The following is a 22,657-nucleotide window of genomic DNA, read 5'->3' as shown; positions in this document are numbered from 1 at the left end:
CCGGCAAGGCTGCGGCTTTCGAGGAGGCGAACGACGCGCTCCTTCGGCGCTGGTCCGAATTCGCCGGCCGGCCGCTCCTTTCCGTTTCGGGGCAATGCGATATAACCGGCCTTGAAGCATTCCTCCGGCGCGCCTCCCGCGCCCGCACGATATCCGTGCACCGCACCCCGAGACCGAAAAGGGACCGCCATGCCGCAGACCATTTCCGTCGGATACAAGCAGCTCATCGCCGAGGCCGAGAAGACGGTCGAGGTGCTCGACGCCAAGGCGGCGATCGCCCAGTACGGCCACGACGACGTCGTCTTCGTCGATCTGCGCGACATCCGAGAGCTCGACCGCAACGGCCGCATCCCGGGCGCCTTCCATTGCCCGCGCGGCATGCTGGAATTCTGGATCGACCCGGAAAGCCCCTATCACAAGCCGGTTTTCCTCGCCGACAAGAAGTTCGTCTTCCTGTGCGCGGGCGGCTGGCGGTCGGCGCTCGCCGCGGCGACGGCGCAGCGCATGGGCCTTGATCCGGTGGCCCATGTCACCGGCGGCTTCGGTGCCTGGGAAAAGGCCGGCGGGCCGGTCGAAAAGCCGGAAAAGAGCATCGGCGAAGTCTAGGCCGGCAGGTCCGGCAGTCCCGGGTCGGTCTCGACCAGGCTCGGCAGGGCGCGGGCCCACGCCCACCAGCGCATGAGCGCCGGATAGGATTTCATCGCCGCGGCGCCTTCTCCGGCCATCGTGAAATAGGCGGTCATCGGCGCCAGATGGCAGTCGGCGAGGGTTACGTCCCGGCCGTTCAGCACCAGGCCCTCGGCGGCGATTGCCTCAAGGGCGGCAAGGACCGGGCCGGCCGCTTCCAGACCAGCCGCGATTTCCGCTTCGTCGCCCACAGCTCCTTCGGCCGGCCGGAAGACCCGGTGCGCGAAGACCTGGCGGACCAGCGGCCAGTAGCCGTAGCTGTCGATGATCGCAATGATCTGGGCCATCCGCGCCAAGGCTTTCGGATCGGTCGGGGTCAGCGCCGGGCCGTCGAAGGCGGCGTCGACATAGCGGGTGATCGCGGCGGTCTCATAGAGCGTGAAGGCGCCGTGGCGGAGCGCCGGGACGCGCCCGAAGGGATGGATGGCGCGATAGGCGTCCGGCACGTCATCCGCAAAGGGATCGACGTCGACGACGTCGTACGGAACGCCCTTTTCGTGCAACGCCATCCTTGCGATGCGGTGATAGACGCTGAAGCGGTAGCCGTAGAGGATCACCGTTGCCGCCATCTGCCGTCCGACCGCACCAATCGCTTTGTCAATTCAGGACTTTCGCCCGCCGTTTTTCGCACTTGCCTGTGGCCATTGCCGGTTGCCGTCCCGTGGGGCGTGCGGATCGGTTGCAAGTCATCCCGCAACGTGGGATTTTTCCTGACCGTTACCGGTGGGGACACGCGCGAATCGCGCGGCCGGCACAAGGAACCTTGAGAAATGAAGACACGCCAACTGATCATCGGCAACAAGAACTACTCGTCCTGGTCGCTGAGGCCCTGGCTGGCGATGAGCGTTGCCGGGATCGAGTTCGAGGAGGTGCTGATCCCCCTCGACCAGCCGGATACCAAGGAAAAGATCCTGCAATATTCGCCGGCCGGCAAGGTGCCGATCCTGATCGACGGCGACCTCACCGTGTGGGAGAGCCTCGCCATCCTGGAATATCTGGCCGAGGCCTATCCCGGAGCCGGGCTGTGGCCGGACGATCCGGTGCAGCGGGCCGAGGCGCGTTCGGTCAGCGCCGAAATGCATGCCGGGTTCGGGGCGCTGCGCGACCACTATCCGATGAACGTCCGCAAGCGCATTCCGGGCCGCGCCTCGACGCCGGCGGCCGACAAGGATATCGCCCGCATCACCGAGATCTGGCGCCAGTGCCTGGAAGCCTCGCAGGGGCCGTTCCTGTTCGGCTCGTTCACGGCGGCAGACGCCATGTTCGCGCCGGTGGTCTCGCGCTTTGAGACTTACGACATTCCGGTCGACGACATCTGCCGGTCCTATATGGACGACGTGCTGACCATTCCCGTGCTGGAGAAATGGTACGCGGCCGGCGAGGCCGAAACCTGGATCCTCGAGCACGACGAAGTGGAATGAGGGCGAACGCCAGCGCCATGTCCTTTGTGCCGGCCGGATCTCCGGCCGGTCCGGCAAATGGCCTTGGGGGGCGGGCGTGAGCGTTCTGTCCACCGACGCCAATCTGGCGGCGCCCGATATCGCGGAGAACGCCAGCCGCTGGCGCGACCTCCTCGCCGACCTTGCCGCAAAGCGGGAGGCGACGGCCCTCGGCGGATCGGAGCGGGCGCGCGAGCGCCATGTCGGCCGCGGCAAGCTGTTGCCGCGTGAGCGGGTCATGCGGCTGCTCGATCCGGGCTCTCCGTTCCTGGAGCTGTCGCCGCTCGCCGCTAACGGCATGTATGATGCGGACATACACGGGGCCGGCATCATCACCGGCATCGGCCGGGTGTCCGGGCGCGACTGCGTCATCGTCTGCAACGATGCCACAATCAAGGGCGGCACCTACTATCCGATGACGGTAAAGAAGCACGTCCGGGCCCAGGAGATCGCCCGGGAGAACCGGCTTGCCTGCCTCTATCTCGTCGATTCCGGCGGTGCCAACCTGCCGAACCAGGTCGACGTCTTTCCCGACCGGGAGCATTTCGGCCGCATCTTCTTCAATCAGGCGACGATGTCGGCGGAGGGCATTCCGCAGATCGCCGCCGTCATGGGTTCGTGCACGGCGGGCGGCGCTTATGTGCCGGCGATGTCGGACGAGACGGTGATCGTGCGCAAGCAGGGGACGATCTTTCTCGGCGGCCCGCCGCTGGTGAAGGCCGCGACCGGCGAGGAGGTGACGGCCGAGGATCTCGGCGGCGCCGACGTCCATGCGCGGGTTTCCGGCGTTGCCGACCACTATGCCGCCGATGACCTGCAGGCGCTGGCACAGGTGCGGGCAGCCGTCGCCAACCTCAATAGCGTCAAGGCGCCCGATCTCGACCTCGCGCCGGCGCAGGAGCCGCTCTTCGATCCGGGCGAGCTGGAAGCCGTGGTGCCGACGGACCTGAAGAAGCAGTACGACGTGCGCGAGGTCATCGCCCGGCTCGTCGACGGCTCGGAATTCCACGAGTTCAAGGCGCTCTTCGGGACGACACTCGTCACCGGCTTTGCCCGCATCGGCGGCATTCCGGTGGGTGTCCTCGCCAATAACGGCATCCTTTATTCGGAGTCCGCACAGAAGGGCGCCCATTTCATCGAGCTCTGCTGCCAGCGGCGCATTCCGCTGCTCTTTTTGCAGAACATCACCGGCTTCATGGTCGGGCGCGACTATGAGGCCGGCGGCATCGCCAAGGACGGTGCCAAGCTCGTCACGGCTGTCGCCTCGGCGAAGGTGCCGAAGATCACCGTGATCATCGGCGGCTCCTACGGCGCCGGCAATTACGGCATGTGCGGGCGGGCGTTTTCGCCCCGGTTCCTGTTCACCTGGCCGAATGCGCGGATCTCCGTCATGGGCGGCGAGCAGGCGGCAAGCGTGCTCGCCACCGTCAAGCGCGACAACATCGAGGCCGACGGCGGCACCTGGAGCGCCGAGGAGGAGGAAGCCTTCAAGGCGCCGGTCAGGGCGCGCTACGAGGAAGAGGGGCATCCCTATTTCGCCACGGCGCGGCTCTGGGATGACGGCATCATCGCGCCGTCGGAAACCCGCCGGGTTTTGACGCTGGCGTTTGCCGCGACCCTCAACGCGCCAATCCCGGAGACGACCTTCGGCGTCTTTCGTATGTGAGTTCTGTAACTTATTGTGAAGGATCGTTTGCGTCGGTTCTGCGTTTTGTTTCCTGCGAAGTAAATGACGCATGGAGACGACAGCATGGCAGGCAGCATCTTTTTCACCTCCGACACCCATTTCGGCGATGCGGGCGTCCTCGACGACCGCCCGTTCTCGTCGGTGCCGGAGATGGACAGTGCGCTGATCGCCAACTGGAACAGCACCGTTGCCTGCGGCGACACGGTCTATCACCTCGGTGATTTCTGCCACCGGGAGACGGGCGATGCGAGCCCCTATCTGGACCGGCTGAACGGCACCGTCCACCTCGTCCGGGGCAATCACGACGACCGGCTGGTGCGCGACAGCGGCGCGCTCTTTGCGTCCGTCGATACGATGCTGGAGGAGCGCTGGAACGGCTGCGGCTTCGTGCTTTTCCATTTCCCCATGCGCGACTGGCCGAATGCCATCCGCGGCGCCCGCCACCTGTTCGGCCATGTCCACGGCGTGCTCAATGGCAGCCCGCTCGGCAAGAGCCTCGACGTCGGCGTCGACTCCCACGACTACACGCCGGTGTCGCTTGCTCGGGTCGAGGAGCTGCTGGATGCGCTGCCGGAGCACTGGCGGTGACAAATGCCCGGGCGGCGCCGGGCGGAACGCGGCCGGACCCCTACTTCACATTGACGTCGAGGACGATGTCGTTCCATTTCCTCTCGAACGTGACGCGGAACCGCACCTTGTCCTTGCCACGATAGCCCCTGTTGGACGTGTAGACGATCGCGACGCCCTTGACGGTCTTGCCGACGCAGCCATACGCGGATCCGCGGGCAACCTTGCCGCCGATCTTCACGGGAACGCGTTTTCTGATCTGCACGGTGCCGTGGTCGACGGAGAGCTTGCTGATCGTCACGAAGCCGGCCTGCTGGCAATAATAGTTCCAGGAGCCGAACCTGGCGACGATCGTCGGGACGCCCGAACGGACCACCTTTGCCAGGGTCGGTGTCGGGAAAAGGATCGATGCGGCGAGGAAAAGGACAATCAGGGAGGAAAAGGCTTTCATGCAAAATTTCCCGTCGGTTTTTGCGCACTCGTGCAACAAGCAATATTCGCAACAATAGTGGTCGACGGGAACGCGTCAAAAGGGTTCTTTTCCGTATATCTTCTCAAAGTTGCACAGGAGGCAATCGCGGATGCCGTGACGTGTTTACGGGATCCCTCCTTGTGTATTTAATGTATTCGTTTGTAGTTTTTCGCGAAGCCGAAAATTTTCATAAAATAAAACGAAACAATTTTTGGCTTTTTCTTAAATGGGTAGAAAGTTATATCTGATAGAAATTAACAGTGACAGGAACCGTTTCTCGGGAGGACAGGCTGTGGGTCCCGTTTCCGCTCCTCCGCCGGCGTTGACGACCGTCAACAAGGATGTGCAGGCGCTGGCCCAGCGGCTGGCGCGGGAAAAGCGCGCTCGGCTTGCCGCCGAAGCCACCGTCGAGTGCCAGAGCCGCGAGCTCTGCGTCGCCAACATGCAGTTGAAACAGCTTTTCGACGGCAGCATGAAGGTGCTTGCCGACGTCCTGGCGATGGCGCGGCCGGAACTCTTCCAGAAGGCCGGCAAGGTCGAGCGCTGGGCCCGGCGGATCGCGCCCCATCTCACCATCGACAATGTCTGGGTTCTGGAACTTGCGGCGATGCTCTATCCCATCGGCATGCTGTCGCTGCCGGACGATATCATCCAGAAAAAGGCCCTCGACGCCGATCTCAGCGCCGACGAGCGCAAGATGCTGGCGGAAAGCACCCAAGCGGCCCACGATCTTCTCATCACGATCCCGCGCATGGAGCCGGTCGCCAGGGCCGTGCTCTATTGCAACAAGGGCTTCAACGGCAGCGGTTATCCCTATGACGGGGTGAAGGGCAGGGAGATTCCGGAGGCCGCGCGGGTGCTGAAGGTGCTCATCGACCTGTCCGACGAGGCGACGGGCGTCGACCGCACGCGCGACTTCAAGAAGATGGCCGAGCACCGGGAGCTCTATGATCTGGAGATCCTGAAGGTCGCCTACGCGCACTTGCGCCGCGCGCAGGGCCAGCAGGATGCCGTCGGCGTGCCGAAGACGCTGGCACCGAGCCAGTTGCTGCCCGGCGACGTGGTCGACAGGGACATCGTCGATGCGCAGAACCGCCTCTTGCTAGCCGCAGGTTCGGTGCTGTCGGAGATCACGATCCGCCGCCTCTGTTCGCTCAGAATGGCAAAGCTCGTCGCCGAAGAGATCGATATCGTCAGGAAGGCGTGACGGCGGTCGCAGCTATGCGACGTCGTGCACCAGCAGGCCGTCGGTGATCCAGGCCTGCAAGTGGCCGGCGGCGCGGGCCGGTGCCATCTCGGCATCCCAGAAGGTCGCCATCATCTCGCACAGCACGCCGAAGGTGAGGCCCTTGGCCATCTCATCCCACATCATCGCCTCGTCCCGGTCCATCGGCCGCAGCCGCGAGGTCAGGTCGTGGCGGTAGACGAGGAGGTGCACCCTGTCGTCCCGATCCTCAGGCGCCGGCGGCGTCTCGCCGTTGCGCAACGCCGTCCAGATGTCGAGGGCGTTGGAGGCAAGGTCGAGCCGGTGGACGAAGGGCTGCGGGCGAAGGGCGAGGGCGCCCCAGTCGTCCGGCGGCACGGCCGCGAGGTCGCCGATGGTCATCGGCGCCGCGCTCGCATCGTCGAAGGCATCGTTAAGGGCGCATTCGATGGCGGCAAGTTCCGGAACGGCCGGCGTGTCCGACCAGGGCCGGGTCTCGGCCAGAAAGCGCGGCAGCTTCTCGCCGTAGAAGCGGGCGTTCGAGTGCCGGGACGGATTGGTCAGCACATAGGCGCGGGCGAGCGCGCGAAACCCGACCTCGCCGGAATAGGCGCTCAGCATCTCGTAGTCGTTTTCCAGGATCTCGATCAGCCGCATCAGATACGCGTTTCTGTAGACGCCAAAAAGGATGTCCCGGTTTTCCCGCGGTGAGTCGACGATGTCGGCCAGGACCGCGTCGTCGCCCGTCAGGATAGCCGTCTGGAAACGGTCCTGCAGTTCGGCGAGGGTCGATACGGTCATTCGGCAGCCTCCACGGGTTCACCAAGCGTTTCGTCATAAACGCGCCGGGCGGTGTCCAGTTCCGAAAGCATTTCGTCGAGCGGTGGGATATCGGCGTCCCGCTCGATCATCGCAGAGACCGGACCGAAGCGCTTCAGGGCCGCGGCATAGAGCGACCAGACGTCGTCGGGCACGGCGTGGTCGTGGGTGTCGATGATGTAGGTGGTCTCGTGGCTGTGGCCGGCGAGATGGAACTGCACGACCCGGTCGACGGGCACGCCGTTGAGGAAATCGTGGGCGTCGAAACCGTGGTTGAAGGCGCTGACATAGACGTTGTTGATGTCGAGCAGAAGCCAGCAGTCGGCGCGGCGGGAAAGCTCGGAAATGAACTCCCATTCCGGCATCTGCGACGCGGCGAAGGAGACGTAGGTGGAGACGTTTTCCAGGGTCAGGCGGCGGCCGAGGACATCCTGGACGCGGGCGACCCGTTCGACCACATGGTCGAGCGCTTCCTCGGTGTAGGGGAAGGGCAGGAGGTCGTGAAGATTGACGCCGTGGACGCCGGTCCAGCACAGGTGATCGGAGATCCATTCCGGCTCGACGCGCTCCGCCAGGCGTTTCAGCGACGCCAGATAGTCCATGTTAAGCGGCGCGGTCGACGCGATCGACATGGAGACCCCGTGCATGACGAGGGGAAAGCGCTCGCGCACCCGGTCCAGATTGGCGAGCGGGCGGCCGCCGGCGACCATGTAGTTTTCCGAAATGATCTCGAACCAGTCGACGGGCGGATCGCCGTCAAGGATGGCGCCGTAGTGGTCGGGTCTGAGGCCGAGGCCGAAACCGAGATAGGGCGGCCGGTCGTCGGCCACAGCCGCGCTGGTCGAGGAGGAGGTCATGGTCTTGCGGCTCCCGGGTCTTTTCTTGTGTCGTGACTACCCGTTCAGGTTGCTCTCCTGAACGGCAACTGCCCGCCGGAGATCGACGTCCGACGGGCAGAAACCATTGGGTTCCGATGCCTTTACGCGTTCGGATCTTCCAGCTTGCCGCCCTTGGCCTCGCATTCGGCCTTGGATTCCATGAGGAAGCCCTGGCCCTTGCAGGCGTTCATGCCCTTGCAGGAAGAGCTGGCGGTCTTGCAGGCGCTGTGGCCCTTGCACGAGTTCACGCCGAAGCACTTGACCTGGTTGTCGGTTGCGGAGGCGGTGGTGATGCCGGCAGCGCCGGCAAGCAGCAGGGCGGCAGCGGCGGCGGCAACGGCGGCACCGGACTTGGAAGCGAGTTTCATTCGGTTGGTCTCCCTGAGAAAAGGTTCGTTCATCGCGTCGGCGGGGTCGATGTCGTCCCGCTCGACGACCTCAGGGGGACATGCGTGGCGGTCGGTCCGCAACACACGCCTTTTCACGTTCCTGTCAGTCTTTGTGAGGCGGACCTGCCACTTCTGCGCGAGGTCACTCCTGTGGAATGCCGTGCTTGCCCAAAACCGCGGATATCGCCGGTCCGCGACCAAACAAAGCCGTGATCGCAAGGCCCGCACCGATCACGCCGACGATGGCGCCTTGCGTGACAAAACCGTATCCGGCAAGGGCAAGACCGCCCAGTGTGATGCCGTTGAGGACGTTGAGAACGAGCCTGGCGCGCTTCGAGGCTGCATCGTCGGGAGTGATCACCGGCAGGCCGGCCTTCTTCCAGGCGACCATGCCGCCGGTCAGCGCATAGCCCTGGCCCTTGATCTTGGCGGCGAGCTGGCCGGACCTGGCGTTGGTGCGGGCGCCGGAATGGCAGATGAAGATCGGCCGCTCCTTGGGGCCGAGCTTCAGGTCCGCCGTTGCGATCTGCGACAGCGGCAGGGCGCGGGAATCGGGAATGCGTTCGCGCACCAGCTCGGCGGGCTCTCGAATATCGATGATGACGCCGTTCTTGTAGCGCAGCTTGGAGGCCTCCTCGGGCGTGATCGCGGTAAGGGCCATGGCTGCGTCCTTTCCCAGTCCTGTGGCTGTCGGGCCTTGTGGTATCGCTCTCGCGGCCGCTGTGGGCGATCCGCAGGCGCCGCCCATTGCGTTTCGTCAAGGGCGGTTTTTCTTAGCCGCGTCCTTGTCCGATTTCAAACGTTGTGGCCCTATGCGACCGCGCCGGGCGGGCGGGAGCGAGCGACGCTTTGTCGCGTTCTGAACAGAGCGCTTCCGCCTCTGCGCCTATGACTCCGGAAAGGGTGCCGTCCGGCCGCAACCGGCGGTGCTTCCGGAAAAGGACTTCGACCGTGTTCCTTTCGGTTTTCGAGCTCTTCAAGATCGGCATCGGGCCGTCGTCCTCGCATACGGTGGGGCCGATGGTGGCGGCACGGCGGTTCGTCGAGGGCCTGCGCCGCCTCCAAAGCGCCCCCGCCCATGTGACGGCGACCCTGCATGGCTCGCTCGCCTTCACCGGCAAGGGCCACGGCACCGACCGGGCGGTCGTCCTGGGCCTTCTGGAACAGCAGCCGGAAGCCGTCGATCCGGACCGGGTCGACGAGATGATCTACGACACCAAGGCGGCGAAGTGTCTGACGCCGGAGGGCCTGCCGTCCATCTCCTTCGATCCCGATACCGACATCGTCTTCGACTACGGGCCGCCGCTTGCCGGCCACGCCAACGGCATGGTGTTCCGCGCTTTCGACAAATCCGGTGCGACGCTCGCCGAGGAGGTGTTCTATTCCGTCGGCGGCGGCTTCGTGGTGACGGCGGCCGAACTCGACGCGGTGGCCGACGACGACTCGCCGGTGACCACCGTCGTCTGCGCGCCCTATCCGTTCGCTTCGGCCCGCGAGATGCTGGAGATGGGCGAGGCTTCGGGCCTTTCCATCGCCGAGATGAAGCGGGAGAACGAGCTTTCCGTCCACGACGCGGCGACCCTTGATGCGCGCCTCGACGCCATCTGGGACGCCATGAACGGCTCCATGGAGCGCGGGCTCGCCGTCGGCGGCCGGCTGCCGGGCGGCCTCAACGTTGCCCGCCGGGCCCGGGAAATCCACCAAAAGCTCACATCTGAGCGCGGCCGCAACGATCCGTTCCAGCACACGGTGATGGACTGGCTGTCGGTCTACGCCATGGCGGTCAACGAGGAGAACGCGGCCGGCGGCAAGGTGGTGACGGCGCCGACCAACGGGGCGGCCGGGATCATCCCCGCCGTCATCCGCTACTATGTCGACCATTGTCCCAGCGGTTGCCGGGAAGGGGTGCGGACCTTCCTCCTGACGGCGGCGGCGATCGGCGGCATCATCAAGCACAATGCGTCGATCTCCGGCGCCGAGGTCGGCTGCCAGGGCGAGGTCGGCTCGGCCTCGGCGATGGCGGCGGCGGGGCTCGCCAGCGTTCTCGGCGGCACCAATGCGCAGATCGAGAACGCGGCCGAGATCGCGCTGGAGCACCATCTCGGCATGACCTGCGACCCGATCGGCGGGCTCGTCCAGGTGCCGTGCATCGAGCGCAACGGCCTCGGCGCCGTCAAGGCGGTGACGGCGGCTTCGCTCTCCTTACGCGGCGACGGCACGCATTTCGTCCAGCTCGACGAATGCATCGAGACCATGCGTCAGACGGGCTTAGACATGAACGAGAAATACAAGGAAACGGCGACCGGCGGGCTGGCCTCGAACGTCATCGAGTGCTGACGTTCGTCAGCGAGCCCCGGCGGGGCGCGACCCGATCCGGCGGGCGGCTCCGGTCGTCAGCAGGAGCCGACCGGCTGGTCCATGCCCGAGGGGCAGTAGATTTCCTTCAAAAGCAGCAGGATGCGGCCGGCGTCGGCGTCGTCGACCCGGTAGAACAGGGTCTGGGCGTCGCGGCGATAGGCGACGAGGCCCTCCTGGCGGAGCTTGGCCAGGTGCTGGGAGAGCGCCGACTGCGACAGGCCGACGGAATCGGCCAGCGTGCCGACGCTCGCCTCTCCGGCTTCGGCGAGCCGGCACAGGATCAGAAGGCGCTTTTCGTTGGCCAGCAGCTTGAGCATGCGGGTGGCGTCTTCGGCCCGGTCTTCAAAGCCGTCCATCGACCCCATTTCGATCACCGCCATGCGCGTATCTCCTATAATTCGCAGGTTGTTAAATTAGGCTGCGCTCATATATTCGTCAAGAAACGCATCCCCAACTTGGTGTCGAAAAGGAGAAATTCATGCCGAATTCCGATCGTCCCGTAATTCGTGCGTTCTTCGACGAGGGGACGAACACGATTTCCTATCTCGTCTGGAAACCCGAAGATACAACCGCAGTTGTTATCGACCCGGTACTCGACTTCAACCACCGCTCCGGCGAGGCCACGACGGACTCGGCCGATGAGGTCATCAAGGCGGCGAAAGACGGAGGCCTTGAGATCGCCTGGGTGCTGGAGACCCACGTCCATGCCGACCATCTGTCCGGCGCGCCCTACATCAAGGCCAAGACCGGCGCGAAGATCGGCATCGGCGAGCGCATCCGCGAGGTGCAGAAGATCTTCCGACCGATCTTCAACGCCACGGACCTTGCCGCCGACGGCAGCTCGTTCGACCGGCTGTTCGCCGACGGCGAGACGTTTTCCGTCGGCGCGCTGGACATCGAGGTGATCGCGACGCCCGGCCACACGCCGGCCTGCATCTCCTATAAGATCGGCGATGCGCTCTTTGTCGGCGACACGCTGTTCATGCCGGATTTCGGCACGGCGCGGGCGGACTTCCCGGGCGGCGATGCGCGCCAGCTCTTCCGCTCGATCAAGAAGCTGCTCGAACTGCCGCCGCAGACGCGCGTCTTCATGTGCCACGACTACAAGGCGGAGGGCCGGGACGAATATGCCTGGGAATCGACGATCGGCGAAGAGCGCGCGAACAACGTCCATGTGCGGGACGGGGTGAGCGAGGACGAGTTCGTCGAGATGCGCACGGCGCGCGACGAAAAACTCGACATGCCGCTGCTGCTGTTGCCGTCGATCCAGGTCAACATGCGGGCAGGGGCGCTGCCGCCGGCCGAGGAGAACGGCGTGTCTTACCTGAAGATCCCGGTCAAGCTGGCGTCTTGAGGGCGTCGGTCCTTTGCCGACCGCGAACTTCGGTGGAACCAGCTGTCTGGATTGCTTCGCTACGCTCGCAATGACGGCTTTCTCTTTGTTTTCAATGTCATTGCGAGGAGGCCGGTAGGCCGGCGCGGCAATCCATAGGGCGCTCGCTCGACTGGAAGAGGGTCGACCGCATCTCTGCGGTAACAGTTTGTCCCTGTCGATCAAACGGATGCAAATCGCTGCGGGGTGACGTAAAGGAACGCCATGCGGCGATGTATCGTTCATATCGGCACCCACAAGACCGGCAGCACCAGCCTGCAGCGGTTCTTTGCGGCCAACCGGCGGCGGCTGATGCGCGCCGGCGTGCTCTATCCGGTCGCCGGCGGCGAAACGGCCCACCACAATCTCTTTCGCGATGCGACGGGAAAGCGCGCGCGCGGGCTCCGGCCGACGACGCTCGGCCGGCTGACGCGGCGGCTCAAGCGCTGGGACGACATCGCGCTCGTCTCCTCCGAACTCTTCAGCACCTTCGGGTCCAGGGACGACGGCCCGCGCAAGATCGTCCGGGCGATCCGCGATGCCGGCTTCACGCCGGAAATCGTCCTTTTCGTCAGGCCGCAGCCGCGGCTCTTCAATTCGCTCTACACGCAGAGGGTCAAGACCCTTTCCGAGGCGCGGCTGTTTGCCGACTATGCCACCCAACTCGCCGCGCGCAGGGCCTACGATTTCAACGCCATCGTCGCGCCCTGGGAGGCGGCGGGGGTGGAGCGGGTGATTGCGATCCCGTTCACGCCGACGGTCCTTGACCCGGGCATCGAGGCGGCATTCTTCGACGGCGCGGACCTCTCCGACCGGCTGATCCGGTTGCCGCATCTGCGTCCGCTGCGCTCGGTCAATCCGGCGATCGGGCCGGCGACCGTGGAGGTCTGCCGGCGCGTCGCGGCTGAAGAAGCGCTGCACCATTCGCAGGTCCTGCATCGCTCGGCCCGGCGCTTCATCCAGCGCCAAGCCAACCGGCACGGCTGGAACGCCGTCGGCTTTTCCGGTCTGACGGATGCGCTGGCCGCCACGCTCCACGCGCGCTACGCGGAGCCGAACGAGGCGTTTGCCGAACGTCACTGGGGCCGGTCCTGGGACGAGGTGTTCGCCGGCGATGACCGGCCGTTCTCGCCGAACGCGGTCGATGCGACCGCCGATCCGGCGCTGGCTGCGGAGATCGACGCGCTGGTGGAGGCGACGCTGGCGCGGTTTCATCCCGAGCGGAGCCCCGAACGCACTCTGACGGACCGGATCGCGACGCGGCTTGCCGACGGCTACGCCCAGCTCCGAAAGCTCGTCTGACCTCGAAATCGTTTGATCCGGACACAAAAGCCGGCAATCGTTGCTGGCAAAAATCCACCGGTCCGGGGAGCCGCCCTTTTTCATGTTCGATAGCGTTCTGATCGCCAATCGCGGGGAAATCGCCGTCCGCATCGCCCGGACCGCGCACCGGCTCGGCATGCGCGTCATCGCGGTCTATTCCGAGGCCGATGCCGGTGCGCCCCATGTGCGCGCGGCAGATGAGGCGGTCGCCATCGGCCCCGCTCCGGCGAGCGAGTCCTATCTCGTCATCGACAAGATCATCGCGGCGGCGACGGAGACGGGTGCGGCGTGCATTCATCCGGGCTACGGGTTCCTGGCCGAAAACGCCGTCTTTGCTGACGCTTGCGATGCGGTCGGCATCGTCTTCGTCGGCCCGCCGGCCGAGGCGATCCGCGCGATGGGCCACAAGGACGCCGCCAAGGCGCTGATGGAGACGGCCGGCGTTCCGGTCGTCCCCGGCTATCACGGCGAGAGGCAGGGCGCGGAGTTCCTGAAGCAGAAGGCCTATGAGACGGGCTATCCGGTGCTGATCAAGGCGGTGGCGGGCGGCGGCGGCAAAGGTATGCGCCGGGTCGACAAGGTCCTCGATTTCGACGAGGCGCTCGCCGCGGCAAAGCGCGAGGCGGAGAACGCCTTCGGCGACGGCCGGGTGCTGATCGAGAAATTCGTTGCCGACCCAAGGCACATCGAGGTGCAGGTCTTTGCCGATAGCGCGGGCAATGCGATCCACCTCTATGAGCGCGATTGTTCGCTGCAGCGGCGGCATCAGAAGGTCATGGAGGAGGCGCCGGCGCCGGGCATGACGCCTGAGGTGCGTGCGGCGATGGGCGAGGCCGCTGTGACCGCGGCGAAGGCCGTCGGCTATCGCGGCGCGGGCACGGTGGAGTTCATTGCCGACGGCAGCAAGGGGCTCCGGCAGGAACGCTTCTGGTTCATGGAGATGAACACGCGGCTGCAGGTGGAGCATCCGGTGACCGAGGCGATCACCGGCACGGACCTCGTCGAATGGCAGTTCCGCGTGGCAGCCGGCCAGAAGCTGCCGATGACGCAGGAGGAGGTGCCTCTCTCCGGCCATGCGGTCGAGGTCCGGCTCTATGCCGAGGATCCGGACACCGGGTTTTTGCCGTCGTCGGGGCGGCTCGACCTGCTGCGCCTGGCCGAGGCGGAGGGCGTGCGCGTCGATGCCGGTGTGGAAGAGGGCGGCAGCGTCTCGCCCCACTACGACCCGATGATTGCCAAGCTGATCGCCCATGGCGAGACGCGCGACCAGGCCTTCGACCGGCTCGGCGAAGCGCTTTCGAAGAGTGTCGTTGCCGGGCCGAAGTCGAATCTGGCGTTCCTGCGTGCCGTCGTCGATCATCCGGAGGTCCGCAAGGGCGGCTTCGACACGGGCTTCTGCGACCGGGAGATCGCACGGCTGACGGGCGGGACGGTCGGCGATGCGGCGATTGCCAGGGCCGTGGAACGGCTCGCCGCGCCGGCGGCACCGACTGGCTCGGGTTGGGCCGATCCCTGGGCCGCCTCGGACGGATTCCAGCTCGGCGGCGTGCGCGACATCGTCCAGCCCATCCTCGTCGGCGGCGAAGCGGCCGAGGCGCGGCTGGTCTGGGATGCCGCCGGGTTTTCTGCTCGCTATGGCGCCGCGACGAGTCGTGACGGCGGTGCTGCCGAGATCGCAGGGCCGGGCGTTGCCTACGCACTCGACGGCGGGCGGGCCCTACGAATCGAACTGGAAGATCCGCTTTCGCGCCTGGCCGAGGATTTCGGCGATGCCGGCCATATCCGCGCGCCGATGCATGGCAAGGTGATCGCCGTCTTCGTTGCGAGCGGCGACACGGTCTCCCGCGGCGACCGGCTGTTCGCGGTGGAAGCCATGAAGATGGAGCATGTGGTGACGGCGCCCCATGACGGCACCGTGGCCGCGGTCGCGGCCGTCGCCGGCGACCAGGTGGAGGAGGGCGGCGAGGTGGTCACGCTCGCCATTCCGGAGCTTGAGGCCGCCGACTGAGCCGGTCCTGTTCAAAGTGTGGATAAGCGGTACGCGGGCATTTGCTTTTCACGCGTCCGCGCCCGACATTGGCGGCATGACCCTCCACCTCATCAAACTCTGCGTCGGCATCGAGACGGTCGAAGACCTGCAGAAATGGATCGCCTACCGGCTCGGCCAGATGCGTGAGGCCGGGCGGCCGGTGGAGTATTTCCACACCACGCGCATGGTGCCGAAGCGGCGCGAGGAACTGCTCGACGGCGGCTCGCTCTACTGGGTCATCAAGGGCCAGGTGCAGGCGCGCCAAAAACTGCTCGACATCCGGCCCTTCACCGACGATGCCGGCGTCAAGCGCTGCCGGCTGGTGCTCGACACAGACCTGGTGCCGACGCGCGGTCAGCCGAAGCGCCCGTTCCAGGGCTGGCGCTACCTGAAGCCGGGCGACGCGCCGGCGGACCTCAGGGGCAGCGAGGCGAGCGAGGACATCCCGCCGGAAATGCGCCGCGAGCTGATGGAGCTTGGGCTGCTTTGATGTGGCATCGGCTGCTTGTTGCGGCTCCCGTCGCGTCTCTTGCGTTTCGCTCTCCCGTCACTCTGCGTCACCACCGGGCGTGACCCGGTGGTCCATGAGGCCTAACCCTTCCCCTCAACATTTGTGTTTGAAATCAGCGCCCTATGGATTGCCGGGTCAAGCCCGGCAATGACGCAGAGAAAAGTCGGAAGGCGTGGAGAGAAATGCGGGCACGCTTGCCCGTGTTGAGTTCGCCTCCGTGCGCGCCAATATAGTTCCTGACTAATGATGTTCCGATCGAGGCCCATGATGACCAAGAAAACGTCGGTGCCGACGTCGCCGCTTTCCGGCCTGAAGGAAGGGGGCAAAGGCGAGGTCGCGCCGTCGAGCCGCGGCGAGATCGACGCCTTCCTCAATGCCGCAAAGACGCTCGGTCCGCGCGCCGAAGGGCGCGGCCGGCTGGTCTTTGCACTCGATGCCACCATGAGCCGGCAGCCGACCTGGGACCGCGCCTGCTCGCTGCAGGCGGAGATGTTCGAGGAGGCGGCGAAGACCGGCAGCCTCGACGTGCAGCTCGTCTATTTCCGTGGCTTCGGCGAATGCCGGGCGAGCAAATGGGTCAAGAACGCCCGGGCGCTCGCCGACCTGATGACGCGCATCGACTGCCGCGGCGGCCACACCCAGATCGGCAAGGTGCTCGCCCACGCGTTGAAGGAGACGAAGAAGGAGAAGGTGCAGGCGCTGGTCTATATCGGCGACTGCATGGAGGAGAACGCCGACGACCTCTGCGCCAAGGCCGGCGAACTCGGCCTTCACGGCGTGCCGGTGTTCCTGTTCCAGGAGGGCGGCGATCCGGTTGCCGACCGGGCGTTCAAGGAGATCGCGCGGCTGACCAAGGGCGTGCATCTGAGGCTCGATGCGGCCTCGGCCAAGGAACTCGGCCAGCTTCTGCGCGGTGTCGCCGCCTATGCCGCCGGCGGGCGCAAGGCGCTGCAGGATCTGTCGAAGGGTGGGGCCAGGGGCGCCACCCTGTTGCTTGAACAGATGCGCTGAGGCGGGGTCTGAATTAGTATCCGGCCATGGCCCGCGTTTTTTTCTTCATCGCCGCGATTCTCCTGATCCTCCTGGGGATCCGGTCGCTCCTCTATACCAATCCGGCCGTGCTGGCGAAGCGGCTGAAACTGATCGGCGGCATGACGCTGCTCGGCGTTGCGGCTTTTCTCGGCATCACCGGCCGCTGGGGCTTTGCCATACCGGTCGGCGCGATGGGACTGTCGCTGCTCGGCGTTTCCGGCTTCTCGCCGTTCGGCGGGGCGCGCCCGAGCGGCGGCCAGCGCTCCACGGTGCGCTCGGCGGCGCTGGAAATGGAGCTCGACCACGACAGCGGGAACATGGCGGGAAAGGTGCTGGCCGGACGGTTTTCCGGCCAGAGCCTCGACGACCTGTCGCTCGCCGACATCGCCGCCCTTTGGGGCGAGCTTGAGGACGACGGCGAGAGCCGGGCGCTCTTAGAGGCTTATCTTGACCGCCGGCATCCCGACTGGCGTGAAGACCTCAAGGCGGACGGCGACGCGAGGCATCGCAGCGCGCCGCGATCGGGCGGCATGAGTAAGGAGGAGGCCTACCAGATCCTTGGGGTTTCGCCCGGCGCCAGCCCGGCGGAAATCCGGGAGGCGCACCGGCGGCTTATGAAACGGCTCCACCCCGACCTCGGCGGGTCGACGTTCCTTGCGTCCAAACTCAACGAGGCTAAGGAAAGACTTCTCGGTACTCATGACTCCACCCAAACGCATCACTCATAAAGCGGGTAGCACGCGAACTTTTTCCTCTTGAGCGAGGAGCATGCGGACTTGGCCGCCGACTTCGAATCGAAGCCGGCGAAACGGGCGCGGTAGAGGGTGCCGTTTCCGGTCTCCACCTTCATCGTGTAGGACTTGCGCTCCTGGAGGAGCGAATCGTGGGCACGGCGCGCGCGGCCGATCAGGGCCAGCGCTTCGTCGTTGGTCGGCAGCGCGGCGATCTGGATCTGCCAGCCGGTCGGGCGCGGGCCCTGGTCCGGCGTGTCGTGGGTGGCGATCGAGATCGACTGCACCTTGACCCGTTTGGCCTTGCGGTCGGGCAGGGACGGGGCGCGCAGGGCCGTCGCCCTGATGCTGGCGGTCCTGGCCGCGGGCTTCACCGGCACCAGCGGAATCGCCGCGGTGACGATCTCATCGTCGGGCTTCAGCGGCGGCGGCGGGGCGTTCTTCGGGATGGCGATGCGAAAGGCCGGGCCGTTGCCGCGGGCGATCACCGCCTTGGGGTTCAGGTTGGAGCGGCTCGCCTTCGGCAGGTAGGTGCGGATCAGCTTCGTCATATGCGCATTGCGCGAGCGGCCGGTACGCCCGCCCATGACGACGGCGACGATGTGGCGCTTGCCGCGGCGCACCGAGGAGACGAGGTTGAAGCCGGACGCGCGGGTGTAGCCGGTCTTGATGCCGTCGACGCCCTTGACCCGGCCGAGCAGGCGGTTGTGGTTGCCGTAGCGGCGACCGCGATACTTGAAGACCCGGGTCTTGAAGTAGCGGTACTCCTTCGGGAAATGCTGCTGCACCGCGCGGCCGAGGGTGGCCATGTCGCGGGCGGTGGTGCGCTGGGCACGGTTCGGCAGGCCGGAGGCGTTGCGGAACGTGGTGTTGCGCATGCCGAGCCGGTGCGCCGTCGAGGTCATGCGCTTGGCGAAGTGCGTTTCCGATCCGGCGATGTTTTCCGCCACCACGGCGGCGACGTCGTTCGCCGACTTGGTGATCAGCGCCAGCATGGCGTCGCGCACCTTGATCGTCGATCCGGGCTTCAGACCGAGCTTGGAGGGCGCCTGGGCGGCGGCATGGCGCGACACTTTCAGGCGCGTCTCCATGTTCATGCGGCCCGCCCGCATCTCCTCAAAGAGGATATAAAGCGTCATGATCTTCGTCAGCGAGGCCGGATAGCGCGGCGCATCGGCGTGACGGGAAAACAGGGTCTTGCCGGTATTGGCATCGATGACGATGGCGGAATATTTGCTGTTGGCGCTTGCGGCCGGGGCGGCGGCAGCGGTTATCAACGCGCACATGCAGGCGAGGACGGCGCCGCGGAAAACCGCACCCGGCCGGCGCCTTTGACCAAACACACGTTCAAACACTTCAGACGACTCCACTTCGCACGCGATGCGCGCGTTCCTGTCCACATGTTGGTGGCCGCACTTGTTCGGTGCGACCGAATAGGCCGGTGCGAAACGTGCTTTCGCAGTGCGGCCGCTTGGCTCCCGCCCCCGGTCGGGAAGTATCGGTTTTCGGCGCTGGGCCTGCCCTTGCGCCGACGGCAACGGCCACACTAAGGGCCCGTCGGTTAGAATTCGGTAAACCTAACGATTCCTCTTTGGCAGCGCTCGCATAGGTTTTGTTGCACTGCAAAAATTCGTTGACTTTTTTTGTGCAGTGCATATATAAATTTCAATCCGACAGACACGGCCGACAAACACGGCGACGTCGCGAAACGCAATCCAAAGAGGCGAAGGAGAGAATCATGTTTGCTGGCTTTGAGGACCTGCAGAAGCTCAACAAGGATCAGGTCGATACCGCGCTGAAGAATTTCGGCAACATCAACAAGGGTTTCCAGAAGATTGCCGCAGAGATGGCCGACTACTCGAAGAAGTCCTTCGAGGAAGGCGCCAGCGCCATGGAACAGCTCATGGCTGCCAAGAGCCTCGACAAGGCGATGGAAGTTCAGTCCGACTATTACAAGAGCGCCTATGAGGACTTCGTCGGCCAGGCGACCAGGATCAGCGAAATGTACGTCGATCTCGCCAAGGACGCCTACAAGCCCTACGAAGAGGCCCTCGGCAAGATGGGCAAGTAAGCCCTTTTTGCACTGCAATGACCGGCGCCCTACGGGGCGCCGACAGGCCCGGCCGCAACGCCGGGCTTTTTTATTGTCGAAATTTTTCGCGCGCCGTTTGCGTCAGGTCCATTGCACCTTGCAACGATCGCCTTAAAATCATCGGTGTGGCACCCTACATTCCGGGCATGCCACCATGTGATTTGCGGCCCGTCGGCGAATAACCGATAGTGGACGGGCGGGGTCGGTGGCGACGAGGAACGCGCGCGCCGGCATTGGAGACGATGGGCGCGCCGACTTTGTGGACGGGATTGCCGACCGAATCGACGGGTTTGCCGACGGGGCACGGCGGAATGCGCCGCCGAGGAAGATCCGGAAAGACCGGGCGCGACGCAGCGGAGAAACAGCGGTCAAAATCGATGTGGACCGAACCGATCAAAAGCGGTGACCAGGACGATGGTGCCGGGGGAACGGGTGGCGGCGGTGCCGATGCGGGCACCGTGGTCGTCCCCAAGACACGGCCGAAAACCAAGCGGCCCAATATGTACCGGGTGCTGCTTCTGAACGACGACTACACGCCAATGGAATTCGTGGTGCATATCCTGGAACGGTTTTTCCAGATGGGGCGGGAGCAGGCGACCCGCGTCATGTTGCATGTGCACCACCACGGGGTCGGGGAGTGTGGCGTCTTCACTTACGAAGTCGCCGAAACGAAGGTCACGCAGGTGATGGATTTTGCGCGCAAGCACCAGCACCCCCTGCAATGCGTGATGGAAAAGAAATGAGGAGCCGCAGTGCCGTCATTCTCCCGTAGCCTGGAAAAGGCCCTCCACCAGGCGCTTGCCTATGCCAATGAGCGGCATCAGGAATACGCCACCCTGGAACATCTGCTGCTGTCGCTGATCGACGATCAGGATGCGGCCGCAGTGATGCGTGCATGCAACGTCGACCTGGAATTGCTGCGTCGCAACCTGGTCGAATATATCGACACCGAGCTCGACAATCTGATCACCGATACCGGCGACGAGTCGAAACCGACCGCCGGCTTCCAGCGCGTGATCCAGCGGGCGGTGATTCACGTCCAGTCCTCGGGCCGCGAGGAGGTCACCGGCGCCAACGTGCTGGTCGCCATCTTTGCCGAGCGCGAGAGCCACGCCGCGTTCTTCCTGCAGGAGCAGGACATGACGCGCTACGACGCCGTCAACTACATCAGCCACGGCATCGCCAAGCGCCACGGCACCGCCGAGCAGAGCCCCGACAACGACGTCGAGGACGATGCGGCGACCGTGGAAGGCAACAACACGTCGAAGAAGAAGAACGACGCGCTGGAAGCCTACTGCATCAACCTCAACGAGAAGGCCGAGAACGGCAAGATCGATCCGCTGATCGGCCGCGATCTGGAGATCCAGCGGACCATCCAGGTGCTGTGCCGGCGCCAGAAGAACAACCCGCTTCTGGTCGGCGATCCCGGCGTCGGCAAAACGGCGATCGCGGAGGGCCTCGCCCGGCGCATCGTCAACGGCGAAGTGCCGGAGGTGCTGGAAAGCTCCACCGTGTTCTCGCTCGACATGGGCGCGCTGCTTGCCGGCACGCGCTACCGCGGCGACTTCGAGGAGCGGCTGAAGCAGGTTATCAAGGAGATCGAGGCCTATCCGGACGCGATCATGTTCATCGACGAGATCCATACGGTGATCGGCGCCGGCGCGACCTCCGGCGGGGCGATGGACGCCTCCAACCTTTTGAAGCCGGCGCTGGCTTCCGGGACGATCCGCTGCATCGGCTCGACCACCTACAAGGAGTACCGCCAGTTCTTCGAGAAAGACCGGGCGCTGGTCCGCCGGTTCCAGAAGATCGACGTCAACGAGCCGTCGCTGCCGGACGCCATCGAGATCCTGAGGGGGCTGAAGCCCTATTTCGAGGAGTACCACAAGGTCCGCTACACCGTGGACGCCATCAAGTCGGCGGTGGAGCTTTCGGCCCGCTACATCAACGACCGCAAGCTGCCGGACAAGGCCATCGACGTCATCGACGAAACCGGCGCCTCGCAGATGCTGGTGCCGGAATCGAAGCGCCGCAAGACCATCGGCGTCAAGGAGATCGAGGCGACGATCGCGACCATGGCGCGGATCCCGCCGAAGTCCGTCTCCAAGGACGATGCGGAGGTGCTGCAGCATCTGCGGGAGAACCTGAAGCGCGTCGTTTACGGCCAGGACGCGGCCATCGAGGCCCTGTCGTCGGCGATCAAGCTGGCCCGGGCGGGCTTGCGTGAACCGGAAAAGCCGATCGGCTCCTACTTGTTCTCCGGGCCGACCGGCGTCGGCAAGACCGAAGTGGCGCGCCAGCTCGCCGAACTGATGGGCGTGGAGCTCCTGCGCTTCGACATGTCGGAATATATGGAGCGGCACACCGTCTCGCGGCTGATCGGCGCGCCTCCGGGCTATGTCGGCTTCGACCAGGGCGGGCTCCTGACCGACGGCATCGACCAGCATCCGCACTGCGTGCTCCTGCTCGACGAGATCGAAAAGGCCCATCCGGACCTCTTCAACATCCTCCTGCAGGTGATGGACCACGGCAAGCTGACCGACCACAACGGCAAGAAGGTCGACTTCCGCAACGTCATCCTGATCATGACGACCAATGCGGGCGCCGCCGACCTTGCCCGTGCGCCGATCGGCTTTGCCCAGAAGAAGCGGGCCGGCGACGACGAGGAAGCGATCAACCGGCTGTTCACGCCGGAGTTCCGTAACCGGCTCGATGCGGTGATCCCGTTCTCCAGCCTGCCGGCCAACGTGGTCTACCGGGTGGTCGAGAAGTTCGTCATGCAGCTCGAGGCCCAGCTCGCCGACCGCGGCGTCACCTTCGAGTTGACGCCGGAGGCCGTGGAGTGGCTGGCCTCGGAAGGCTATGACGAGCAGATGGGTGCCCGGCCGCTCGGCCGGGTCATCCAGGAGACCATCAAGCGGCCGCTGGCCGACGAGGTCCTGTTCGGCAAGCTCTCCAAGGGCGGCACCGTCAAGGTCTCGCTGGAGACCAGGGAAGACGGCAGCACGGGCCTCCATCTGGAAGCCATCGAGGACGTGCCGCCCGCCAAGGCCAAACCGCCGAAATC

23 protein-coding genes are annotated in these 22,657 nt (G+C 65.3%); 15 read left to right on the top strand and 8 right to left on the bottom strand.

Annotation, left to right across the window (positions count from 1 at the left end; all coding sequences use genetic code 11):
• Window positions 1-189 precede the first annotated feature (189 nt).
• Window positions 190-606: a rhodanese-like domain-containing protein gene (locus tag CH339_RS21165; protein WP_111436396.1), complete on the top strand. Its 417-nt coding sequence runs from the start codon at window positions 190-192 to the stop codon at window positions 604-606.
• Here the strand turns inward: CH339_RS21165 and CH339_RS21160 are convergent.
• Entirely contained in the window at window positions 603-1,256 is a 654-nt protein-coding gene (locus tag CH339_RS21160) for a glutathione S-transferase family protein (RefSeq protein WP_111436394.1), read from the bottom strand. The genes CH339_RS21165 and CH339_RS21160 overlap by 4 nt on opposite strands.
• Window positions 1,257-1,457: 201 nt before the next feature.
• Here CH339_RS21160 and CH339_RS21155 point away from each other — a divergent pair, with 201 nt between their 5' ends.
• The 3 genes from CH339_RS21155 (at window position 1,458) to CH339_RS21145 (ending at window position 4,401) form a co-directional block, all read left to right on the top strand.
• Complete coding sequence (locus CH339_RS21155) at window positions 1,458-2,108, top strand: glutathione S-transferase family protein (protein WP_111436392.1); 651 nt, start codon at window positions 1,458-1,460, stop codon at window positions 2,106-2,108.
• 76 nt (window positions 2,109-2,184) lie between these two features.
• Window positions 2,185-3,792, top strand: a complete 1,608-nt coding sequence (locus tag CH339_RS21150) for a carboxyl transferase domain-containing protein (protein ID WP_111436391.1) — start codon at window positions 2,185-2,187, stop codon at window positions 3,790-3,792.
• Window positions 3,793-3,876: 84 nt separating this feature from the next.
• Window positions 3,877-4,401: a metallophosphoesterase gene (locus CH339_RS21145; protein ID WP_170138612.1), complete on the top strand. Its 525-nt coding sequence runs from the start codon at window positions 3,877-3,879 to the stop codon at window positions 4,399-4,401.
• 40 nt (window positions 4,402-4,441) lie between these two features.
• Here the strand turns inward: CH339_RS21145 and CH339_RS21140 are convergent, their stop codons facing one another.
• Complete coding sequence (locus CH339_RS21140) at window positions 4,442-4,831, bottom strand: hypothetical protein (protein WP_111436389.1); 390 nt, start codon at window positions 4,829-4,831, stop codon at window positions 4,442-4,444.
• Window positions 4,832-5,144: 313 nt separating this feature from the next.
• Here CH339_RS21140 and CH339_RS21135 point away from each other — a divergent pair, with 313 nt between their 5' ends.
• Window positions 5,145-6,059 (top strand): HD-GYP domain-containing protein, encoded by a 915-nt coding sequence (locus tag CH339_RS21135; protein WP_170138611.1) that lies wholly within the window; start codon window positions 5,145-5,147, stop codon window positions 6,057-6,059.
• A gap of 12 nt (window positions 6,060-6,071) precedes the next feature.
• On the opposite strand, the gene CH339_RS21130 is transcribed toward CH339_RS21135, so the two are convergent.
• The 4 genes from CH339_RS21130 to CH339_RS21115 form a co-directional block, all read right to left on the bottom strand.
• The gene (locus CH339_RS21130) at window positions 6,072-6,857 is read right to left on the bottom strand and encodes an HvfC/BufC N-terminal domain-containing protein (protein ID WP_111436385.1); all 786 of its coding nucleotides are present in this window, start codon (window positions 6,855-6,857) and stop codon (window positions 6,072-6,074) included.
• Window positions 6,854-7,732 carry an MNIO family bufferin maturase gene (gene bufB / locus CH339_RS21125; protein WP_111436384.1) on the bottom strand — a complete coding sequence of 293 codons (879 nt, stop codon included), beginning with the start codon at window positions 7,730-7,732 and terminating at the stop codon, window positions 6,854-6,856. Before bufB ends, CH339_RS21130 begins: the two co-directional genes overlap by 4 nt.
• Window positions 7,733-7,854: 122 nt before the next feature.
• On the bottom strand, window positions 7,855-8,121 hold the full coding sequence (bufA2, locus tag CH339_RS21120) for a BufA2 family periplasmic bufferin-type metallophore (RefSeq protein ID WP_111436383.1): 267 nt from the start codon (window positions 8,119-8,121) through the stop codon (window positions 7,855-7,857).
• A gap of 163 nt (window positions 8,122-8,284) precedes the next feature.
• Complete coding sequence (locus CH339_RS21115; RefSeq protein WP_170138610.1) at window positions 8,285-8,803, bottom strand: rhodanese-like domain-containing protein; 519 nt, start codon at window positions 8,801-8,803, stop codon at window positions 8,285-8,287.
• Window positions 8,804-9,093: 290 nt separating this feature from the next.
• Between CH339_RS21115 and CH339_RS21110 the strand changes: the two genes are divergently transcribed.
• The gene (locus CH339_RS21110; protein ID WP_111436399.1) at window positions 9,094-10,479 is read left to right on the top strand and encodes an L-serine ammonia-lyase; all 1,386 of its coding nucleotides are present in this window, start codon (window positions 9,094-9,096) and stop codon (window positions 10,477-10,479) included.
• Window positions 10,480-10,535: 56 nt separating this feature from the next.
• On the opposite strand, the gene CH339_RS21105 is transcribed toward CH339_RS21110, so the two are convergent.
• The gene (locus CH339_RS21105) at window positions 10,536-10,880 is read right to left on the bottom strand and encodes an ArsR/SmtB family transcription factor (RefSeq protein WP_111436380.1); all 345 of its coding nucleotides are present in this window, start codon (window positions 10,878-10,880) and stop codon (window positions 10,536-10,538) included.
• A gap of 98 nt (window positions 10,881-10,978) precedes the next feature.
• On the opposite strand from CH339_RS21105, the gene CH339_RS21100 reads away from it, so the two are divergent.
• The 6 genes from CH339_RS21100 (at window position 10,979) to CH339_RS21075 (ending at window position 17,495) form a co-directional block, all read left to right on the top strand.
• Entirely contained in the window at window positions 10,979-11,854 is an 876-nt protein-coding gene (locus CH339_RS21100; RefSeq protein WP_111436378.1) for an MBL fold metallo-hydrolase, read from the top strand.
• A gap of 243 nt (window positions 11,855-12,097) precedes the next feature.
• Window positions 12,098-13,174 carry a hypothetical protein gene (locus CH339_RS21095; RefSeq protein ID WP_111436376.1) on the top strand — a complete coding sequence of 359 codons (1,077 nt, stop codon included), beginning with the start codon at window positions 12,098-12,100 and terminating at the stop codon, window positions 13,172-13,174.
• Window positions 13,175-13,256: 82 nt separating this feature from the next.
• A complete protein-coding gene (locus CH339_RS21090; protein ID WP_111436397.1) occupies window positions 13,257-15,203 on the top strand; it encodes an ATP-binding protein in 1,947 nt (648 codons plus the stop codon).
• 76 nt (window positions 15,204-15,279) lie between these two features.
• On the top strand, window positions 15,280-15,714 hold the full coding sequence (locus CH339_RS21085; RefSeq protein WP_111436374.1) for a DUF1489 family protein: 435 nt from the start codon (window positions 15,280-15,282) through the stop codon (window positions 15,712-15,714).
• Between the two features lie 285 nt (window positions 15,715-15,999).
• Window positions 16,000-16,746: a VWA domain-containing protein gene (locus tag CH339_RS21080; protein ID WP_111436373.1), complete on the top strand. Its 747-nt coding sequence runs from the start codon at window positions 16,000-16,002 to the stop codon at window positions 16,744-16,746.
• A 26-nt stretch (window positions 16,747-16,772) separates the two neighbouring features.
• Window positions 16,773-17,495 (top strand): DnaJ domain-containing protein, encoded by a 723-nt coding sequence (locus CH339_RS21075; RefSeq protein WP_111436371.1) that lies wholly within the window; start codon window positions 16,773-16,775, stop codon window positions 17,493-17,495.
• Here CH339_RS21075 and CH339_RS21070 read toward each other — a convergent pair.
• Complete coding sequence (locus CH339_RS21070) at window positions 17,486-18,784, bottom strand: D-alanyl-D-alanine carboxypeptidase (RefSeq protein WP_111436370.1); 1,299 nt, start codon at window positions 18,782-18,784, stop codon at window positions 17,486-17,488. The two genes, CH339_RS21075 and CH339_RS21070, sit on opposite strands and share 10 nt — an antisense overlap.
• A 452-nt stretch (window positions 18,785-19,236) precedes the next feature.
• Between CH339_RS21070 and CH339_RS21065 the strand changes: the two genes are divergently transcribed.
• From CH339_RS21065 to clpA, 3 genes are all read left to right on the top strand, one after another.
• Complete coding sequence (locus CH339_RS21065) at window positions 19,237-19,569, top strand: phasin family protein (RefSeq protein ID WP_111436368.1); 333 nt, start codon at window positions 19,237-19,239, stop codon at window positions 19,567-19,569.
• A 398-nt stretch (window positions 19,570-19,967) separates the two neighbouring features.
• Window positions 19,968-20,333, top strand: coding sequence for an ATP-dependent Clp protease adapter ClpS (gene clpS, locus CH339_RS21060; RefSeq protein ID WP_111436367.1), 366 nt, complete (start codon window positions 19,968-19,970; stop codon window positions 20,331-20,333).
• A gap of 9 nt (window positions 20,334-20,342) precedes the next feature.
• Window positions 20,343-22,657 (top strand): ATP-dependent Clp protease ATP-binding subunit ClpA (gene clpA, locus CH339_RS21055; protein ID WP_111436366.1); only part of this gene is annotated, 2,315 nt, incomplete at its 3' end.

The sequence above is a fragment of the Rhodobium orientis genome, assembly GCF_003258835.1.
Lineage (GTDB): Bacteria > Pseudomonadota > Alphaproteobacteria > Rhizobiales > Rhodobiaceae > Rhodobium > Rhodobium orientis.
The sequence above is the reverse complement of the archived record's forward strand: the minus strand, read 5'-3'. Positions and strand labels throughout refer to the sequence as shown.